Annotated in this window: 18 protein-coding genes and 1 pseudogene; 11 read left to right on the top strand and 8 right to left on the bottom strand. The window is 49.9% G+C overall.

Going from position 1 to position 18769, the window contains the following annotated elements:
- Window positions 1-494, top strand: a pseudogene (locus tag JIN82_RS13070) (hypothetical protein); the annotation flags it as partial.
- Window positions 495-957: 463 nt separating this feature from the next.
- Here the strand turns inward: JIN82_RS13070 and JIN82_RS13065 are convergent.
- Both JIN82_RS13065 and JIN82_RS13060 read right to left on the bottom strand, forming a co-directional pair.
- Window positions 958-1254: a DUF6694 family lipoprotein gene (locus JIN82_RS13065; RefSeq protein WP_200312101.1), complete on the bottom strand. Its 297-nt coding sequence runs from the start codon at window positions 1252-1254 to the stop codon at window positions 958-960.
- A gap of 180 nt (window positions 1255-1434) precedes the next feature.
- On the bottom strand, window positions 1435-2568 hold the full coding sequence (locus tag JIN82_RS13060) for a citrate/2-methylcitrate synthase (protein WP_200312100.1): 1134 nt from the start codon (window positions 2566-2568) through the stop codon (window positions 1435-1437).
- A 162-nt stretch (window positions 2569-2730) separates the two neighbouring features.
- On the opposite strand from JIN82_RS13060, the gene tsaB reads away from it, so the two are divergent.
- From tsaB to JIN82_RS13040, 4 genes are all read left to right on the top strand, one after another.
- Window positions 2731-3411, top strand: a complete 681-nt coding sequence (gene tsaB, locus JIN82_RS13055; protein WP_200312099.1) for a tRNA (adenosine(37)-N6)-threonylcarbamoyltransferase complex dimerization subunit type 1 TsaB — start codon at window positions 2731-2733, stop codon at window positions 3409-3411.
- A gap of 64 nt (window positions 3412-3475) precedes the next feature.
- The gene (locus JIN82_RS13050; protein WP_200312098.1) at window positions 3476-4216 is read left to right on the top strand and encodes a hypothetical protein; all 741 of its coding nucleotides are present in this window, start codon (window positions 3476-3478) and stop codon (window positions 4214-4216) included.
- Window positions 4217-4296: 80 nt separating this feature from the next.
- Window positions 4297-5352: a PIN/TRAM domain-containing protein gene (locus JIN82_RS13045; protein WP_200312097.1), complete on the top strand. Its 1056-nt coding sequence runs from the start codon at window positions 4297-4299 to the stop codon at window positions 5350-5352.
- 811 nt (window positions 5353-6163) lie between these two features.
- Window positions 6164-6883, top strand: a complete 720-nt coding sequence (locus JIN82_RS13040) for a hypothetical protein (RefSeq protein ID WP_200312096.1) — start codon at window positions 6164-6166, stop codon at window positions 6881-6883.
- 418 nt (window positions 6884-7301) lie between these two features.
- On the opposite strand, the gene JIN82_RS13035 is transcribed toward JIN82_RS13040, so the two are convergent.
- The 5 genes from JIN82_RS13035 to accB all read right to left on the bottom strand — a co-directional run bounded on the left by JIN82_RS13035 (window position 7302) and on the right by accB (window position 12127).
- The gene (locus JIN82_RS13035; protein WP_200312095.1) at window positions 7302-7670 is read right to left on the bottom strand and encodes a hypothetical protein; all 369 of its coding nucleotides are present in this window, start codon (window positions 7668-7670) and stop codon (window positions 7302-7304) included.
- A 362-nt stretch (window positions 7671-8032) separates the two neighbouring features.
- The gene (locus JIN82_RS13030) at window positions 8033-8305 is read right to left on the bottom strand and encodes a hypothetical protein (protein ID WP_200312094.1); all 273 of its coding nucleotides are present in this window, start codon (window positions 8303-8305) and stop codon (window positions 8033-8035) included.
- A gap of 838 nt (window positions 8306-9143) precedes the next feature.
- On the bottom strand, window positions 9144-9536 hold the full coding sequence (locus tag JIN82_RS13025) for a hypothetical protein (protein WP_200312093.1): 393 nt from the start codon (window positions 9534-9536) through the stop codon (window positions 9144-9146).
- Between the two features lie 723 nt (window positions 9537-10259).
- Window positions 10260-11615 (bottom strand): acetyl-CoA carboxylase biotin carboxylase subunit, encoded by a 1356-nt coding sequence (gene accC, locus JIN82_RS13020; RefSeq protein ID WP_200312092.1) that lies wholly within the window; start codon window positions 11613-11615, stop codon window positions 10260-10262.
- Between the two features lie 53 nt (window positions 11616-11668).
- Window positions 11669-12127 (bottom strand): acetyl-CoA carboxylase biotin carboxyl carrier protein, encoded by a 459-nt coding sequence (accB, locus tag JIN82_RS13015; protein WP_200312091.1) that lies wholly within the window; start codon window positions 12125-12127, stop codon window positions 11669-11671.
- A gap of 180 nt (window positions 12128-12307) precedes the next feature.
- On the opposite strand from accB, the gene JIN82_RS13010 reads away from it, so the two are divergent.
- Both JIN82_RS13010 and JIN82_RS13005 read left to right on the top strand, forming a co-directional pair.
- A complete protein-coding gene (locus JIN82_RS13010; protein WP_325099515.1) occupies window positions 12308-13408 on the top strand; it encodes an aldose epimerase family protein in 1101 nt (366 codons plus the stop codon).
- Window positions 13409-13523: 115 nt separating this feature from the next.
- Window positions 13524-14546 carry a hypothetical protein gene (locus JIN82_RS13005; RefSeq protein ID WP_200312089.1) on the top strand — a complete coding sequence of 341 codons (1023 nt, stop codon included), beginning with the start codon at window positions 13524-13526 and terminating at the stop codon, window positions 14544-14546.
- Here JIN82_RS13005 and JIN82_RS13000 read toward each other — a convergent pair.
- The gene (locus JIN82_RS13000) at window positions 14543-15430 is read right to left on the bottom strand and encodes a LysR family transcriptional regulator (protein WP_200312088.1); all 888 of its coding nucleotides are present in this window, start codon (window positions 15428-15430) and stop codon (window positions 14543-14545) included. The two genes, JIN82_RS13005 and JIN82_RS13000, sit on opposite strands and share 4 nt — an antisense overlap.
- An 82-nt stretch (window positions 15431-15512) precedes the next feature.
- Between JIN82_RS13000 and JIN82_RS12995 the strand changes: the two genes are divergently transcribed.
- From JIN82_RS12995 to JIN82_RS12980, 4 genes are all read left to right on the top strand, one after another.
- Window positions 15513-16358, top strand: a complete 846-nt coding sequence (locus tag JIN82_RS12995) for an enoyl-CoA hydratase-related protein (protein ID WP_200312087.1) — start codon at window positions 15513-15515, stop codon at window positions 16356-16358.
- 91 nt (window positions 16359-16449) lie between these two features.
- A complete protein-coding gene (locus JIN82_RS12990) occupies window positions 16450-16854 on the top strand; it encodes a nuclear transport factor 2 family protein (protein ID WP_200312086.1) in 405 nt (134 codons plus the stop codon).
- A 25-nt stretch (window positions 16855-16879) separates the two neighbouring features.
- Window positions 16880-17866 (top strand): zinc-dependent alcohol dehydrogenase family protein, encoded by a 987-nt coding sequence (locus JIN82_RS12985; RefSeq protein WP_234042010.1) that lies wholly within the window; start codon window positions 16880-16882, stop codon window positions 17864-17866.
- Between the two features lie 94 nt (window positions 17867-17960).
- Entirely contained in the window at window positions 17961-18761 is an 801-nt protein-coding gene (locus tag JIN82_RS12980) for an SDR family NAD(P)-dependent oxidoreductase (RefSeq protein WP_200312084.1), read from the top strand.
- Window positions 18762-18769 lie beyond the last annotated feature (8 nt).

Here is an 18769-nt window from a genome sequence, read left to right as displayed (position 1 = left end):
CTCGCCGTGGGCTATGTCGTGTGCTCTGGCTGAAAGATGAAATGCCTAACTCAGCGGCAGAAAACCAGCCTTGGGATGAAGAAAATGCCCGCCATCACTGGACGGATGGCTGCGCTGAACGTTACCGCGTGCTGTTATATACCGATGCTGAGCAGACATTCAAAGACATCATGACTCGCGATGGTCAATGGGTGAAATCTCAAGTTAGAAAGGGAATCAGCAAAGACGAAATTGAGAAGGTGGCAGAAGCTAACGGCCAGGTGAACATGGCCTATCTGCTGCGGCACAAAGTCCGCCACTTCAGCGATGGCATGGCGATAGGGAGTCAATCATTTCTCAATGAGGTATTCCAACAGACGAAGGAATGGTTTGGTGAAAAACGTAAATCCGGGGCTCGTAAGATGAAGTCAAAGCACTGGACCCAATCGCCCAAAGAGGTCTGCGCCATGCGCGATCTCCAGCAGGAACCACCACCGCCAAACGAGCTGGAGTGAGCCCGCTGGCCCGGATTTTCAGGCTCCATTTGATAAATCCGATTGGCCAAAAAAATCGACATTAAGAAAAGCAGTTCTATCAGCCTGTTGCTGGAGGACTGTGTTTTTGTTGGCAGGCAAATCAAGCTGGATCACAGCTGACTAAATACAATCACCCCCTCTCAGCCAGAAATAGTTAAAACCCAATCCCGCTGGAATGTTAAATCCTGCTTACTGGATGCCTACGGCGTGAAACCTGCTCGGAAAATCATGATTATCGGCTTTTTTTTACTATCGCCTCTCTCAGCAAACCTGTCTTTCTATAACATCTCATAGCCTATATGGTAAACCTGTCTAGCTATCGTAGCTATCGTAGCTATCGTTTCTTGCTATCGTATGGCTATAAAAATGCCACACAGCCGAGCGGCTGGGTGGCGTGATTTGCTTTCAATTTTTGTTCTCTGTAGCAATTCTATGTGGTTTCTTATTCCTCTAGCTTCTTGCTCTCGGCGATGATCTGCTTGGCAGTTTTACCGTGCAGGCGTTCTTTCATGCGCTTTTCAGCAGCTGCTGGATCAGCAGCCATGGCAAAGAGGTTTTCGCCTTCAAAGGCGACTGCTTGAATAGCGTGTTCGAACTCAGCTTTTTCTTCCTCACTCATGCCTTTGACAATAGCTTCCATGGAGCTGTCAGCGGTCTCTTCAGAGGTCATATCAAGCTTCTTTGAGCAGCTGATTAGAGTCATTGATGCGGCGATTAAAAATATATGGATGATTTTCATAACAAGTCGGCGGTTTCCTAGCAGCGTTATCTAATAATACAAACTCCGAAAACAGTTTGTAATCAATCGATTAAAAATAAATTTGCTAGGATTTAGCAGGAGGGCTTGAGAGATGGCTGAAAAAAAGCGCGCCAGCTAGAAGCTGACGCGCTTTGAAAATTTAATGTTCTAATCTATCGATTAACGCTCATTCATTGGTGGCACAGGCATAGTTTCCTGTGGACCAGTGTAGAGTGTGAGCGGACGGTAGAGACGGTTGTCTTCTAGCTGCTCGAGGATCTGAGCAACCCAGCCAGCTGAGCGAGCGATCGCAAAGATTGGAGTGAAGAGGTCAGTTGGGATACCCAGTGAGTAGTAAACTGAAGCTGAGTAGAAATCGACGTTAGCGTTGAGGCCTTTCTTCTCTTTCATGATTTCAGCAATGCGGTTAGACATATTCAACCACTTAGGCTCACCGAGTTCAGCAGTGAGTTTTTCAGCCATCTTCTTGAGGTGTGGAGCACGTGGATCAAGTGTAGTGTACACACGGTGTCCGATACCCATGATCTTCTCTTTACGAGCGAGCTTACCGTCGATGTAGGCATCAACTTTGTCTTCGCGGCCGATTTCTTCAAGCATGTGGATCACGCCTTCGTTAGCACCACCGTGAAGTGGTCCTTTCAGTGTACCGATAGCAGTAGTCACACCTGAGTAGATGTCGCTGAGAGTAGCTACACATACACGGGCACCGAAGGTGGAAGCATTCATGCCGTGGTCTGCGTGGATAGTGAAAGCGATATCGAGTGTCTTCTCAGCATCTTCTGATGGTACTTCACCATTGATGAGGTAAAGGAAGTGAGCTGGACCAGATAGATCTGAACGCACTGGTGGGAGTGAGAGACCCATACGTGCGCGGTGGAAGTAAGCGACGATCACTGGCATGCGAGCCACGATAGACATGGCGATTTCTTTGTTCACCTCTGGATCACCTTCGCCAATCTTGGCGCGCTTGTCGTAAAGACCAAGCATGGAGACACCTGTACGTAAGACATCCATTGGGTTGGCGTCTTTAGGAGCTGTCTTGAGGAACTCAATAACACCTGGAGGAAGCTCACGGCTGTGACGAAGCTTAACAGTGAAGTCTTTGAGCTCGTTAGGGTTAGGGAGACGATGATTAAGTAGGAGATAGATAATTTCACCAAAGTGGCACTCTTCTACCAGGTCATCGATATCATAACCAAGGTATGAAAGTTTTCCTTCGGCACCGCGCACATCACTGAGTGCGGATTCATTGGCAATCACGCCTGCTAGGCCTTTTGAATATTCTGTGCTCATAGTCTGTAAATTTAGGATTCTAGAAAAATAGGGTTAATTCTGTTGTTCCCCAGCTTCTGTATTCGAATAGAAAAGCCATATATGCGTAGTGATGCAAGTGGAATTACCGATAATTCTAAATTATGACTTTGTTTTTAACCATCTCGCTTTACCTTTTGTCCCGTGGACACAATTATCTCCATAGAATGCAGTACTAGCCGGGCCTCTATCGCACTAACGAGTGGGAGCGAATGCCTGTTCCAACAAGAATTTCTAAACGATCGCTATCACCATGCTGAGATCTTTGACGCTCTCAAGAAAGCATTAGAGTGTCTACCAGTTGGTCATGGGCTAGATTGTGTTTTGATAGGTTTAGGTCCAGGTAGTTATAGCAGCATTCGCATTGGCATTGCCACAGGGCAGAGTTTGGCCATCGTTCACCGTTGTCCAGCTATCGGCATGAGCTCGTTACTTGCTAGTGAGACTGCGCTAGAATCTGCTAATACTCTAGCTGTTGGCGACGCTCGCCGCGGATCGTATTTCATCAGCCAGATAAATCAGCGCACTATGCCTGAGCCTGAGTTGGTAGATACCGATACATTTCTCCAAACATTACAGGCGGCCAAAGAATCTAATCAGCCAATTTTCAGCTGTGATGAAAAATGGCCAATGCCGCTAGAATCCGAGCTCGCAGAGTCCATTACTCACGAGCACCCACAGGCGCTGGGGCTGATCAAGCAATGGCAACTCCTCGACGAAGAGCAGAGGTCTCAGCTGCAGGCCATGCCAACCAGCCCTATCTACTTGCGCCCGCCATTCACCTCGGAGGCGAAGAAAGGTCACCCACTTCTGCGGAAGAAATAATACATTTGCTTAAATAAGTTTGTCTGTGGGCGAGTCCAACTCGGCATCCACCACAGACAAAACTATGAAAAAGCCAATCGCCCTCATTTTTTCCATTTGCATTGCAGCGCTCATTTCCAGCTGCACGCCATACGGTTACTACGACAGCGGAGAATCCGCCAGCTACAGTGCCACCGCTAGCTACTCCAGCGCCCCTAGGTATTCCAGCTACTCGAGCTACGGCATTCCAGCCTCTAGCTACATTTCCTACAGCTACTACGATACCCCGAGCTACGGCTACTCCAGTGGCCACCGCTGTAGCCAATGCAACAGCCACAGCTGCCGAGGCCATCATGGGCAAGCTCGCTCCAGCTCATCACGTGGTAATCACTACGCCAGCAACCGCCATTCATCTCGCCCGCAAACCGTCAGCCATAACCCAAGCCGCAATCACGGCAATACTCGCGGTCACTCTAGCAATCACAGCAGACACCAACAGACACACTCTAACTCTAGAGGAAATTCTCGACCTCAGACCAGTCCATCGCGTGGCAATTCCCGACCTCAATCTGGCCCATCGCGTGGCAATTCCCGACCTCAGTCTGGCCCATCGCGTGGAAATTCTCGTCCGCAAACCAGCCCATCGCGTGGCAATACACTGGTGAATACCACACGCCCTAGCAGCAGGTCAGCTAGTATGTTCAGCCAGCAGAAACCTAGCCGCTCAGCGAGCATGCGCCCCAGCACTCGTCCCTCAGCTAGCAATGGTCGTCCACAGCCAAACAATTCACGTCTGCAGGCCATGATGCAAAAAGCCAAACGCTAAAATTTCCTTCAGATTCAGTCATCGCGGTGATCTTTCGCTTGCATAACGAGCTTAGCCAATAGAAGCTAACTTTGCCCACCATGCAGAGCACTCGCACAAAAAGATCCGTCAACGTAACCCGCCTCATCTACCTTTTGGTGTGTGAATTTGTCGGTGCGATGTTAGCCAAAAACGAGCTCGGACCACAATACATCTGGGTAGGCATTTCTATCGGCCTGCTCATTGCCGCCTTCTTCATCTTTGTAGAATCATTGATGAAGCCATTTAGCCTCAGGGAATTATCCACCGCCACATTTGGCCTGGGCATTGGTGTCTTCTGCGCCTTCCTCCTCAGCAAAACTGGCCTATTCAGTCTTATCGAAATCATCTTCCGTGATCAAGTTTCTAGCATGAGCTCACTGATGATGGCTTTCAACGTCACCCTCTACTCGAGCCTCGGCTTCCTCGGCGCCGTTCTCGCGCTGCGCTCTAGCCGAAATGACTTCGCCTTCATCATCCCCTACGTGCAATTTCGCAAAGAAACCAGCCCAGGGCCACCCATCGTGCTAGATGCCGATGCCATTCTCGACTCCCGTCTAACTGGCATCATCACCTCAAAATTCATCGAAGGCGACATCATCATCCCACGCTACGTGCTAGACGAGCTGCAAGTGATGGCAAACTCACCCACACCTGCTAGAAGACAAACTGGCCGCCGTGGACTTGAAAGCCTAGAAGAGCTCCAGCGCAGCAACCTCATCCCCATCTCCATCCACGACTCCGAAGGCATGAACCCTGAGGAAACCATGGATGCCAAACTCGTGCATACCTGCCGGCTGCTCAGTGCTAGACTACTAACCACTGATGACAACCTCACCAAAGCAGCGCGGCTTAACAAAACATCCGTGCTCAACATCAACGAGCTCACCCAAGCACTCAAACCACGCATCGCCGTGGGCGAGCGCATCCAGCTAGCCCTCGTGCGCACCGGTAAAGACGAACACCAAGCCGTCGGCTACCTGCCTGATGGCTCCATGATTGTGGTCAACCACGCGGTGGACAAAATTGGCTCCACCCAAGACGTCACCGTCATCTCCACGCTGCAGACCGAAGGCGGCCTGCTCGTCTTCGCCGAGCTCTACAAACGCGAAGCGTAACGGCCAGCTAACAAAGCGCCATGGCCCATTTCACCAGCCAGCTAGCTGGATGATTCTCCAGCTGTGATTACCTCCAAATAAAAAGCCACCCCACGCCGCTACAGGCCCCACGGGGCCAGTATCTCGACAGCTAGACAGACATTCTGAGATATTATAAACCTGAGCAAGTTGATGGATACATCGCTGGGAAGTTTCAAGATCAGGGTGAGGGTAAGAACGCAGGAACGTATACTGTATCCTTCTCGGAAGGTAAAAAAGATTTTAATCCATATTATAACGCTGGTTATACAGAGGCTCATTACCTCAGGGATATTGATATTTTACTATCTGACAATCCTACTGATCATTTAGACTTTGCCAGAGAGCAACTGGCGGGAGGAACTAAAGGGCACCCATTTGAGGCCAATTTCGCGGTGGCAAAGAAAAGGGCAACTGACGAAACAATTATCGCGCTTGCTGCTGACAACAAGTACCCTCACTTAACAGTGCTGCGACGTCCTGACCAGCAAGTTTTCTTATAATTTAGGGCTTAATCGGCAGACCATAGCAGGTAAGATCTCAACCGAAGCTAAGCGTCAGCCTATAGCAAAGGCAATGCTAGAGGCGTCACTTGATGGAAGACCTTATAAATTTGTTATTGCATATACTAGGCAGGCGGCACCTGACCTAGAAGCGCACATTGAGCTACTCAATTTAGAGTTACTTAAGCAGGGGCTGGATCCACGATGCAGTAATCTAATACCGTTTCCTATTATGAAAAGTGAGGACATTCTAATTCACAATCTTGTTTTATGAATTTAAAATTCAGTGTATGAGTAATTTCGATTTTGGGACACAAGTCTGGTTTAAACATGCTAATCCTGAGGGTTTTCTGGAGCATCTTATGAAGATGCTCCAGATCTGTGAGGATTTCTATATCAAGAAGGCTGGCTACATTATACAATATGATCAGTTTTATGTTGATAGGTTTTCTCGAGGTGGTCCTACAGGGAGGATTTCTTTCTCTAAACTAGCAGACTTTGATTTTTCAAATTTAAGATCATTAGAGGTATCGTTTATGATACCTACTCCAGAAACAAACCCTGACTACCTAACTGTAGGTTTTGCCTATCGTGCTATAGACAACAGGCAGGAACATCCAGTATTAGATCGAGGCCTTTGGTTAATGACTACAGGTATTGTTGTCTCGCCCTATCACATAGACTTACGAGTACCTAAATACCAAAGTCAACAAGACGCCATAGATATGTACAATCTAATCAAACAAATCCATGTCGAAGTGGGTTTCGATTTAACCACAGCGTCCAATCAAGCAGATTATGCTAATTACGGAGAAAAAGACGATCCAATTTGGAGCTACGATGGGGTGATGAGGCTAGATAAGTATGGACCATGCCATTTGATAAGCCCCTTTGAAGAAAACAGGCAAATACACCGCTCTGAGAGCGACCATTATGGATGTAAGGATGGATTGTACTTCGGGTGGAGCCTCAGAACGGAAGGACCAGTCGAGATCACCTATAGAGGCTAGCCCGATGAACTACGGTATCCTTGTGGCACACATCTTCACCCTGCAGTTGTTTATGAGCGGCCTGTATGCAGACACTCTGACATTTGACGAATCCTTGATAGAGAAGAGACTTCTAGTGAGATGACAAGACAGACATTCTGAGAAACAGGCTGAACTGGTTGGATAGGATGATTTTCCAGCTGATATTTGAGGGGCCCCACAGCATAAGCATCACGGGGCCTGTATCTCGACAGCTAGACAGACATTCTGTATGTTCTTACTCGTATTCAGGAAGGTGAACTCAAGCGTGACCTGCTTATCATCTTCTTGCAATCGCCCTTCAATCTACGGCTCACTGAATTTCAGCTCGGAGGCATTCAGGCTGGTCATACACAGATGCAGGCAAAGAGCATAGGGAAGAGTACCGTAGTTCATTAAATTAGTCTCTATAGGTGATTTCTACGGGGCTTTTGGTTCGCAGGCTCCAGATAGCAGCCCCTTCAGAGTTTAGCCCGTACTCCGACGCCTCAATTTTTCGTCGTTCCTCATATGCTGGAATTAAATGACATGGTCCGTACTTATCTAGACGCATTACGGTATCGTATTGCCAATAAGGGCCTCCTCGCTTCTCCCCAAATTTATAGTAGTCACCTAAATAGGATGCCGCAGTCAAATCAAAATCCAACTCAACGTGCATGCGCTTAATTAGATTGTAGATACACCATGCGTCTTCCCATGTCTGATACTTTGGAATTAGTACTTCGGCGTGATTCGGATGCAAATCAATGTCAGTACTTATTTCAAACATAATTTTAAATTTATCCGCACTACGAGGTAACTTTTTGGAGTCTCTGACGGAATCCTCTAAAACATAACTGACAAGATTTAAAGATATCCTAGATTTCCATGGGTTGTTATCCCCTGAAAAAGTAGGTATGTTATAACTAGCACATAGCAAGGTGCAATTTGAGCCTCCATCTCGAAAGCGACCTAGAACGCTTTCGGAGGATTCATTATCCAAGCTTAAACCTGACCCTAGGTCTTTCAGGTATAACTTTTCATTATACAATCGAGTATAAAAACTCCTGATCATTGAAGTAGCCTTCAAGTGGAGTTCCATAAGCTTATTGTTTTTGGAAGAAAACATCCAAATATTAGTACCATGATCCATTATTTGAGTTTTTCTACTATGATATCACTAATTTGGAAAGTGGGATATGTTGTTAAGCCTTGGGCTTCTGCAAGTTTTTTAATTTCGTCATTCAGTAATACAGCACTCGCTGAGAGGTCAGGAGCATCTTTAGTCGCGTCGCCAATCACAAATTTATAAGGTTTTCCTTGAGCCTCCGCCGCTAGGTAAGCTTTGAGATGACAAGACAGACATTCTGAGAAACAGGTTGGACTGGTTGGATAGGATGATTTTCCAGCTGGTATTTGCGGCAAAAATATTCGGAAGGCCCTACGGCATAAGCATCATAGAGCCTGTATCTCGACAGCTAGACAGACATTCTGAGAGGGCTGGAGATCTCAGCGGGCGGCTAGCTGGGTGTGAGCATGTGCCGACGTTTCTGGCCTACTTTCAGCAGGCTAGTTTTTTGTGACGTCTATCCCAGGGCTGAAGCCCTGGATTTTGTTCTGATGGACCTTCGGCCCAGAGGGAATGGCAGGAGCGCTGCGTCAGCTAGCTGGACTGGACTAGGTGATTTGCCTGCTGATATTTGCGGCAAAAATATTTGAGAGGCCCCACGGCATAGGCATCGCAGGGGCTTTATCTCGACAGCTAGACAGACATTCTGAGAGGGCTGGAGATCTAGGCGGGCGACTAGCTGGGTGTGAGCATGTGCCGTCGTTTCTCGCCTACTTTCAGCAGGCTAGTTTTTTGTGACGTCTATCCCAGGGCTGAAGCCCTGGGCTTTGTTCTGATGGACCTTCGGCCCAGAGGGAATGGCAGGAGCGCTGACCAGCTAGCTGGCTTGGCTGTGGCTGATTAGTCGATACCTAGGAATGTTCGCATCTCATCATCTGGGTGAGAGAGGATCAAATCGAATGGCTGCAAGTGATCAGCTGTGTTGATGAAGCAATTTCGTGATTCTGCATCAACAGCTAGAGTGTTGAAGGCGAAATTGTAGTAACAAATTCTCCCGTCTTTGCTAATTTCTTGCCAGTGTTGTTTTAGAAAGTGGTTGCGAATTTGTCGCTCCGCAGGGATATCGCCGTTATACTGAGGCTGTGTGATATGAAGCGATATCGTGTTATCTGCCCAACAGATGATATCTATCAATTAGATACTGTCTTGGAATACCTCTTCGCAGAGAAGCCAGCGTTGTATGTATTCCATCAGCGTCGCTGGAATGAGCTCGATCTGGTCCGGCTCTGAAGCGTGGCTGACTTTCGGAATAAGGCCAAAACCATCAGCGGGGTTGGTGATTTTATGCACAAGTGACTCGCTTTGTAGATTGTCACGTGGTGATAAGATGATGCCGTTTTCAGCTCCAATATGATCAAATTCTAGATCCGCAAAGATGCAGTCTTGTGCATTTAAGAGCTTTTCTTGAGCAGCGAACGCGCGGACTTCTTTGGATTCGGCTTCAATGAGACTCTCACGTGACCCTGTAGTGACTTCTTCATGGTTTTGATGAAAGTCGTATAGCTGGTCGAGCAAGGTTCTAAGCATATTCCTGATGGGGGACGTGATTTATCTGAAGACACACTTGTGTAAGCCCTTTCAGCTGAGGGATTCGCGCATGTCTTATCTGAATGGATGCTCACTAAAATCATGGTAAATGAGAATGAGATTTTAGCAAAACTAAAAAACGCCAGCTGACTGAGTTATTCATGCTGGATGCACTGGGTGATTTGCCAGCTAATAGTTGGGGCAAAAATATTTGAGGGGCCCGACAGCATAAGCATTACGGGGCCTGTATCTCGACAGCTAGACAGACATTCTGAGAGAGGGCTGGAGATCTCGGCGGGCGACTAGCTGGGTGTGAGCATGTGCCGACGTTTCTGGCCTACTTTCAGCAGGCTAGTTTTTTGTGACGTCTATCCCAGGGCTGAAGCCCTGGATTTTGTTCTGATGGACCTTCGGCCCAGAGGGAATGGCAGGAGCGCTGCGTCAGCTAGCTGGCTAGACTGGGTGATTTGCCTGCTGATATTTGGGGCAAAAATATTTGAGAGGCACCACGGCATAGGCATCGCAGGGGCTTTATCTCGACAGCTAGACAGACATTCTGAGAGGACTGCGACAGCTAGACAGACATTCTGAGAGGACTGGAGATCTCGGCGGGCGGCTAGCTGGGTGTAAGCTTGTGTCACCGTTTCTGGGCACAAAAAAACCGCTGTGCCTGATATGTGGTCAGGCGCAGCGGTTGGGATGATTTTTTAGCTAGCTGGCAGTTTACCCTTCGCGTTCTTCGAGGTATTTGGCCACCCAGGCGATGTCGTAGTCGCCATTTTTGAAGTCTGGGTGATCGATGATTTCCTCTTGGAATGGGATGGTGGTTTTGATGCCTTCGACTTTGAACTCAGAGAGTGCGCGCTTCATACGTGCGATGCAGATCTCACGGGTAGCTGCGGTGACGATGAGTTTGGCGATCATGGAGTCGTAGTAAGGAGGCACGGTGTAGCCAGAGTAGACGTGGGTGTCTACGCGTACGCCTTTGCCGCCTGGTGTGTACCAGAGTTTGATTTCACCTGGGCTTGGGGCAAAGTTGTTGTATGGGTCCTCGGCGTTGATTCGGCACTCGATGGAGTGGCCGCGCGGCTGAGTTTCCAGCACGTGGTGTGAGAGTGGCAGACCAGCGGCCACGCGGATTTGCTCTTTGATGAGCTCGCAGCCCATCACTTCTTCCGTGATTGGGTGCTCCACCTGGATACGGGTATTCATTTCCATGAAGTAGAAGTTTTCCGCGGCTTCGTCGACGAGGTACTCGATGGTGCCTGCGTTTTCGTAGCCGATGGATTCGACGAGCTTCTGGGATGCCACGCCCATGCGCTCGCGCAGCTCAGGAGTGAGCAGCGGGCTTGGGCATTCTTCGATGATTTTCTGGTTACGGCGCTGCATGGAGCAGTCACGCTCACCGAGGTGAATGTAGTTGCCGTGGGTATCACCAAAGACTTGGAATTCGACGTGGTGTGGGTTGAGAACGAGTTTCTCGATGTAACACTCACCGTTGTTGAAGCAGGCTTCGGCCTCGCGGCTGGCGGCTAGGAACATTTCTTCGAATTCACCTTCGTGCATGGCTGGGCGCATGCCGCGTCCACCACCACCGGCGGTGGCTTTGATCATCACTGGGTAGCCAACTTGGGCAGCTACTTCGAGACCGTGGGCGACGTCGCGCAGAATGCCATCTGAGCCAGGAGTGACAGGCACACCATTTTCCAGCGCGGTGGCACGGGCGGTGTTTTTGTCGCCCATACGGCGGATGACGTCGGCGGATGGGCCAATGAATTTGATGTCGCAGCTGCCGCAGATTTCTGCGAAGCGAGCATTTTCAGAAAGGAACCCGTAACCTGGGTGAATAGCATCAGCTCCTGTGACCTCTGCCGCGGCAATGATGCGGTCAGGCTTCAGGTAACTTTCCTTACTAGGGCCACCACCGATGCAGACGGATTCGTCAGCCAGCTGAACGTGCATGGAGTCTACATCAGCTTCTGAGTAGACAGCTACAGAGGGTACTCCAAGTTCGCGACAGGCGCGAATGATTCGCAGGGCAATCTCCCCACGGTTAGCTACAAGAACTTTATTAAACATAATGCTAAAAAGGGGGCTACTTTGGTTTAAGTAGCCCCTGGTAGATATTCCACTTACTTGATGCGGAAGAGAGCGTCACCGTATTGTACTGGTGTGCCGTCTTCGACGAGGATCTCAGTGATCTCGCCGCTCTTCTCAGCCTTGATCTCATTCATGACCTTCATGGCCTCAATGATGCAGATAGTTTGGCCTTCGCTGATGCGGTCACCCACGTTGACGAAGAGGTCTGCATCTGGAGATGGTTTGCGATAGAAAGTACCCACCATTGGTGCGTTGATTTCTTCACCTACTGGCGCAGCGGCTTCTGCTGGAGCATCGCCAGCAGCTGGGGCAGCAGCCACAGGTGCAGGAGCGGCGGCAGGAGCTGGCGCACTTAAGGCAAGCCCTTTGAGCGCGTCTAGATCTACGCCTTTCTTGAGCTTCAAGTTTACTCCCTCTTGCTCGAGGTGAAAGTATGACAGCTCATGCTCATTCATGAGTTTTACAATTTTACGAATTTCGGTGAGATCCATATGGTTGGTGCTCGGTTTAGTTAAATATTTCAGCCTGACACTTATCTGGCCGTCGGGTGATTTCCGAAAGCTAGTGAGTTGGGTATGATTTAGTCAAGCTCAAGTCCTAAGCAAACTAAGAAAAATACGCGGTTTTTAAAAAAATGATAACATTTTTATGCAAAATAGTGACATTTTGAGCTGATTTCTTGCCAAACGCCCAGCTGGCTGAAAGATTGCGTCTTTGTAAGTCAACTAGCTGTCCATATGGCCAAAACGCAAACATTCACGATTCAAAATCAACACGGTATGCGTGTTCAACTCACCGATCTCGGAGCCACAATCATGTCTGTACTCACTCCAGATCGCCATGGCCAACTCGCCGAAATCACCCTCGGCTATGACACTGTAAACGACTGGCTTAATGATCCATTTTGCCTGGGCTCCACCTGCGGCCGCTGCGCCAACCGCATCGCCGGTGGCTCATTCTCGCTCGACGGCAAAGATTACCAGCTAGCCGTAAATAATGGCCCCAACCACCTGCATGGCGGCCTGCGTGGCTTCAACCAACAAATCTGGCAAGCCAGCCAGCTGCAGCGCGATGGCGCCACCGGCGTGCGCTTCCAGCTCACCAGCCCAGATGGCGATGAATCTTACCCTGGCGAACTCATCGCCACAGCTGACTATTGGCTCACTGATGACAACCAACTCATCATCGAATACTCAGCCACCACCGACGCACCCACCATTTGCAACCTAGTCAACCACAGCTACTGGAACCTCTCTGGCCAGCTAGACCAGCCCGAGGTCACCATTGATGACCACCAGCTAGAAATCCCAGCCGATCACTTCATCGCCGTCGACAGCCACGGCCTGTCCACTGGCGAAGCCATCTCCGTAGCTGGCACCGCGTTAGATTTCCGCCAGCCAAAACTCATCGGCCAAGACGTAGACTCACAAGAAACCCAAATCCAGCTGGCTAACGGCTACGATCATTGTTTTCTACCAAAAGGACAAGAATCTAGCAGCCCTAGACCTCACGCCACTCTCTATCACCCAGCCAGCGGACGTCAGCTAGAACTGCTCAGCAACCAGCCCGGCATCCACATCTACAGCGGCAACTTCCTAGAAAAAGAAACTGCTGGCCGCCATGGCATTGGCCTCAACCGCCGCCGCGGCGTCGCGCTAGAAACCGAACAAATCCCAGACGCCATCAACCACCCACAATTTCCCTCCCCAGTGCTGCGCCCAGGAGAAAAATACCAGCACACCATGGTGCTGCGCTTCTCGGTAGTAGACTAGAGCCACCAGCTCGCCAAGCGCTGGCCCCTATCACCCAGCTACAATAATCCCCCCGATTCACCGCTTCTCAGAAACCACCCACTAGGATACACTGCAGGCAGCAACCACTTCAGCCATGAAAATATCAAAGCGTAAACTGCGCTATCCTATCTCACCATCACTCTACCAGTACCTCACCCACTACCGCCGCTACATCGACATCCCTATCGTCTACGATGACATGCTGCGCTTCACCGGCGCCATGCCCTACGAAAACCCTGATGGCGAAGAGACTCTCTGGCTAACCGTGATGTACCCGCATGAAGTGCGCGAAGAAATCTACCCAAAGCTCAAACGCATCTACGCTGAGCTCAAAATCGGTGGCGACATGATCATGTCCGACCACCTCGTCATTGACCGCGTCGACTACGGTGAATTTGGTAACTCCAGACCATTCCGTGTCCGCATCACTAACAAATTCAACGATAACTCAGACTACTTTTACGTCAAAGCCGTCGACGCCTCACGAATCTACGGGCTAGAGTTAGAGCACATTCTCTCACCTAACAAAATCCACTACATCCTCAAAGCTAACACACTCATTGAATCCCACATTGCTGGCGTTCCCGGCAATGTTTTCATCAAAGAATACCTGCCACGAGAAAATACTAACCGTGTGCGTATTGCTAAAGAGTTTGTTAAATTCAATGAGCGATGTTTCCTGAGATTGTTAGGCGACATGCGCTCGGTCAACTACGTCATCGACATCACCCCGGATTTCGAAGAAATCCAATATCGTGTGCGCCCTATCGACTTCGACCAACAATCATACGAGGGCAACAGCCACGTCTACATGGCCTACCGCTGCCTCACTAACCGCGACGTCGCCAAGCTGAGCTTCACCGAGCTCAACCGCCCGTCCATCTCACAGTACGCGCGTGAGGAACGCATGCAGACCATCAACCGCGCAGCCACCGAGAGCCAAAGGCTAACCGCCTTGATGAAAATCATGGCGCGCGACGAGCTCTCACCGCCGGCCAAACTCAAGAGCCTGAGCGAGCAGCTCAACGAGATCCACCACACCGATGTCTTCACCAACTGCACCAGCATGGGTGACCTCACCCGCATCCACATCGACAAAGTGCTGCAGCAAACCTAAGCCAGATGGCTATTTTTCACATCCTCTACATTCTCTAGCAGGTAGTCCACCAAACATTGTGTATAGGGGTTACTACCATTAGGCGGCACATAGTACATCACACTTGTTTTAGGTAAAACTGGCAAGCCCACCTCTATCAGCGGCATCTGCTCACGAATAGCTGACTTTGGCAAAATCGTTAGCCCAATACCGGCGCGCACCGCCGCCTGCACCGCTTCCACAGAGTTCGCCTCTACGGATAGATTCCACGATCTACCAGCTTTTGTTAGTGAGTCAAAAACGATCTGCCGATAAGTACAAGGAAATGGCATCAATACCAGCTCTAGCGGCTTGCTAGCATCAGCAGCTAGCTCAGGTTTTCCCGTCCACACCAGCTGCTCTTCCCACAGGGTCTGACCGTCACTCGCCTCCGGACCAGCAAAAACAATATCCAGCTCACCATTAAAGAGCGAATCGATCAACGGCGCGCCCGATCCTAACTGCAAGGATAGATCACAGTTAGGATAGCTGTGGCGAAATCGTGCAATCAAACTGTGCAGGTGCTGCGGTGCCAAGTACTCGGCAAATCCCACACGCAAGACCGTAGCCTGATGCATGCTGCCCACCGCCAGCACCGCCTCGTCAGCCAGCTGGATAATTCGCCGCGCGTAGCTGAGAAATGTTTCTCCAGCTGGCGTCAGCGTGACCGATCGATTTCCCCGTACCAGCAGCTTCACATCCAGCTCATCCTCCAGCTTCGCCATCTGCACACTGATGGCTGACTGCGTGCGGTGCACTCGTTTTGCCGCCGCTGAAAACCCACCTTCTTCCACTACGGCAATCAACGACCTCAGGGTGAGAAGGTCGCTACTTAGCTGGAATTGGCTGCTATTCGATTTCTTCATAAGTTCGATTTAAACAAGGAATTTCCAATAATTGGGAATGCCTATATCATTCAATATCACCGACCAAACAACAAATACAAACATGAACTACAAAAACTATACTACATTCAAAGTCACCCAAGACGGAGCCATCCTCACCGTTACTTTTGATTACGGCACCGTGAACGTCCAAGGCCAAGAAATGCTCGCTGACCTCAATAGCCTAGCCATGCGTCTCGAGCGTGACCGCGAAACCAAAGTGGTCATTTTCCAATCTGCCAACCCTGAAATCTGGGTCTGCCACTACGACACCGAGCTGCTCAAAGACATGTCCACCGAGGCCGTCTCCCGTGATGAAGCCCAGCTGCTAGACCTGCAAGCCGTGTGTGAACGCATCAGCAAAGTGCCACAGGCAACCATCGCCAAGCTGGAAGGATTTGCCCGCGGTGGTGGCCACGAGCTCGCTCTGGCTCTCGACATGCGTTTCGCCGCTCGCGGCAAATTCAAGTTCATGCAGATGGAAGTAGGCATGGGCATCCTGCCATGTGGTGGCGGCGCGTCGCGTATGGCTCGCCAGACTGGACTTGGCCGCGCGTTAGAGATCATCCTCAGCGCTCGTGATTTCACCGCTGAGGAAGCTGAAGCCTACGGCACCGTAAACAAAGTGCTAGAGCCAGATGAAATCGGCCCCTACGTCGACAAACTAGCCCAGCGCATCGCCCAGTTCCCAGCTGAATCTATCAATGCCTGTAAACAAATGGTCTATGAATCTATCGACCAGCCAATCAGTGATGCACTCAAAGCAGAAGCCTATTGGCTCTATCAGGCCACTAGCAAAACTCCAGCAGTAAAGCGCTTTGCCATCGCCGATGAACAAGGGCTCGAGCATGACATGGAAAACCAACGCAACTGGAACGACCTCGTCATGAACGTGCAGGAAATCCAATAAGCACTATTTCCTCATCACCAAGCTGGCTGGATATCCCAGCTCTGGCATATTCAGCCAGCTAGCGTGACTGGATCAAACCATCTAGCAAATCATGAACTCACAAGAAGCCAAACAGATCGTCATCGATTTTTTCCAACACTTTTGCGCGACCAATGTTGACGCTGCGCTAGAGCTGCTCAGCGAGGACGTCATCTGGCGAGTCATGGGCATCGAAGCTAAACCGCCCGTCACTGGATCTATGGACAAAGCTGCCGTCGGCCAGCTCATCCTAACCGTCAAACAAGCCATTCCAGCTGGCCTGCAGCTAACACCTACTGGCTGGACGATTGAAGGTGATCGAATCGCTGTGGAAATGGAAAGCTATGGTAAAATGACCAATCAGAAAATTTATAACAACCACTACCACTTTCTCATCAAACTATCAGGTGACAAGATCCATGAAATCAAAGAATACATGGATACCTATCACTGCAAACTCTGTTTCCTCCAAGACTAACAAACTCACTACCCATATAAAAATAATGAACGCAATGCTGATAAACAACTACGGTGAAAAGGCTGAATTCACCGCTACCGAAGTCGCTAAACCAGAACTCAAAGCTGGCCATCTCCTAGTGAAAATAGCCGCCTCCAGCGTCAATACCGTAGATACCATGATCCGCCAAATGGGCTCCGAGCTCCCGCTCTCGCCAGAAACTCCAGCGCTACTCGGCATGGACTTTGCCGGCACGGTAGAAGCTGTTGGAGAAGGTGTTAGCGGCTATGCCGTGGGCGACGAAGTTTATGGCTGCGCTGGCGGGCTCGCTGATCTACCAGGCACACTCGCCGAGTACATCGTTGCCGATGCTCAGCTGCTCTCTCACAAAGCAAAAAATCTATCACAACGTGAGGCCGCCGCCATTCCGCTAGTTGGCATCACCGCCTACGAGGGACTCATGAGAGCCAACATTCAGGCTGGCCAGAAAGTGCTCGTTCACGGTGGCTCAGGAGGTGTTGGCCACATTGCCATCCAGCTAGCCAAACATTTTGGCGCAGAAGTTTACGCCACTGGTGGTGGTGATAGACAGCTGGCATTGATCGAAAAGTTAGGCGCCACAGGCATCAACTACAAAACTGAAAGCGTCGAAGAATACGTAGTCAAACATACAGACGGCCACGGATTCGACATCGTCTTTGACTCAGTGGGCGGAGAAAATATGAGCAAATCATTTGAAGCTGCCGCGCTCAATGGCCACGTAGCCTCCACCGTATCCATGTGTGAGATAGACCTAACCACAGTCCATTTCAAAGGCCTATCACTACATGTCGTCTTCATGCTCATCCCTATGCTGCACAACTACAAACGAGAAGAGCACGCTGAGATTTTACGCAGTCTGGCTGAGATTGCCGAAGCTGGAAAACTTACCCCTGTGCTGGATGAAAACCACTTTTCGTTAGAGCAGGCAGCTGACGCCTATGCTCGCCTAGAAAGCGGCCAAGGCATGGGCAAAGTAGTCATCGACCATTAAGCCATCAAGCAATTGTTAATCTGTTATTCCATGGGATGAGGGTTTTGTTATATTCCCTCATCCCATTTATCATCCATCCAACTTACACAAAACTATGAGCAAAAAGATTCTCATCACCGGTGCCACAGATGGCATTGGCTTCGAAACCGCAAAAATGCTGAACGCCCGCGGTCATCACCTACTGCTTCATGGCAGAAATCCTGACAAACTAAACAAGCTGATAGAGCAACTACAAGCCACATCATCAGGCAGCCAGCTAGAGTCGTATTGTGCAGATTTATCCCAGCCAGCTGAAGTGGAAGCCTTAGCTCAATCAATCACTAACAATCACGACCAGCTGGATGTCATCATCAACAACGCAGGTGTATTCAAAATCCCGCAAACCACCACGGCAGAGGGACTCGATGCCCGATTCATGGTCAATACCATTGCCCCCTACATGCTCACTAAAGGGCTCATGCCGCTACTGGGTAAATCCAGCCGGGTGATCAATCTATCGTCAGCAGCGCAAATGCCAGTCGATCTCGCCGCTTTAACAGGTGATGAGCAGCTCGGAGACAACGCCGCTTACGCACAAAGCAAGCTCGCCCTAACCATGTGGACATTCCAGCTCGCCAGCCAGCTAGATTCTGGCCCCGCATTGATTGCGGTCAACCCAGGCTCGTTGCTCGCTAGCAAAATGGTCAAAGCCGCCTACGGCATCGCTGGCAGTGACCTGAAAATCGGTGCCGACATCCTCACTCGCGCCGCCCTAGACGATGAGTTTGCCTCTGCTTCTGGCCAATACTACGACAACGATGCTAGACAATTTGCCCCTCCACACCCAGACGCATCTGATACGCAAAAATGCAGCCAGCTCGTGGCCACCATAGAGTCTATAATCGCAAACTGGTAGAGGTCTTT

This window comes from Persicirhabdus sediminis, assembly GCF_016595495.1.
Lineage (GTDB): Bacteria > Verrucomicrobiota > Verrucomicrobiia > Verrucomicrobiales > Akkermansiaceae > Persicirhabdus > Persicirhabdus sediminis.
This window is presented reverse-complemented; position numbering and strand designations above follow the sequence as displayed.

Bases quoted from the DNA above. Each gene is read 5' to 3' on its own strand.
- JIN82_RS12990 (WP_200312086.1), top strand. From the start codon at position 16,450: ATGAACTCACAAGAAGCCAAACAGATCGTCATCGATTTTTTCCAACAC.
- JIN82_RS13060 (WP_200312100.1), bottom strand. From the start codon at position 2,568: ATGAGCACAGAATATTCAAAAGGCCTAGCAGGCGTGATTGCCAATGAA.
- accB (WP_200312091.1), bottom strand. From the start codon at position 12,127: ATGGATCTCACCGAAATTCGTAAAATTGTAAAACTCATGAATGAGCAT.
- JIN82_RS13005 (WP_200312089.1), top strand. From the start codon at position 13,524: ATGAAAATATCAAAGCGTAAACTGCGCTATCCTATCTCACCATCACTC.
- JIN82_RS13035 (WP_200312095.1), bottom strand. From the start codon at position 7,670: ATGTTTGAAATAAGTACTGACATTGATTTGCATCCGAATCACGCCGAA.
- JIN82_RS13025 (WP_200312093.1), bottom strand. From the start codon at position 9,536: ATGCTTAGAACCTTGCTCGACCAGCTATACGACTTTCATCAAAACCAT.
- JIN82_RS13000 (WP_200312088.1), bottom strand. From the start codon at position 15,430: ATGAAGAAATCGAATAGCAGCCAATTCCAGCTAAGTAGCGACCTTCTC.
- JIN82_RS13045 (WP_200312097.1), top strand. From the start codon at position 4,297: ATGCAGAGCACTCGCACAAAAAGATCCGTCAACGTAACCCGCCTCATC.
- JIN82_RS12995 (WP_200312087.1), top strand. From the start codon at position 15,513: ATGAACTACAAAAACTATACTACATTCAAAGTCACCCAAGACGGAGCC.
- JIN82_RS13040 (WP_200312096.1), top strand. From the start codon at position 6,164: ATGAGTAATTTCGATTTTGGGACACAAGTCTGGTTTAAACATGCTAAT.
- JIN82_RS12980 (WP_200312084.1), top strand. From the start codon at position 17,961: ATGAGCAAAAAGATTCTCATCACCGGTGCCACAGATGGCATTGGCTTC.
- accC (WP_200312092.1), bottom strand. From the start codon at position 11,615: ATGTTTAATAAAGTTCTTGTAGCTAACCGTGGGGAGATTGCCCTGCGA.
- JIN82_RS13065 (WP_200312101.1), bottom strand. From the start codon at position 1,254: ATGAAAATCATCCATATATTTTTAATCGCCGCATCAATGACTCTAATC.
- JIN82_RS13050 (WP_200312098.1), top strand. From the start codon at position 3,476: ATGAAAAAGCCAATCGCCCTCATTTTTTCCATTTGCATTGCAGCGCTC.
- JIN82_RS12985 (WP_234042010.1), top strand. From the start codon at position 16,880: ATGAACGCAATGCTGATAAACAACTACGGTGAAAAGGCTGAATTCACC.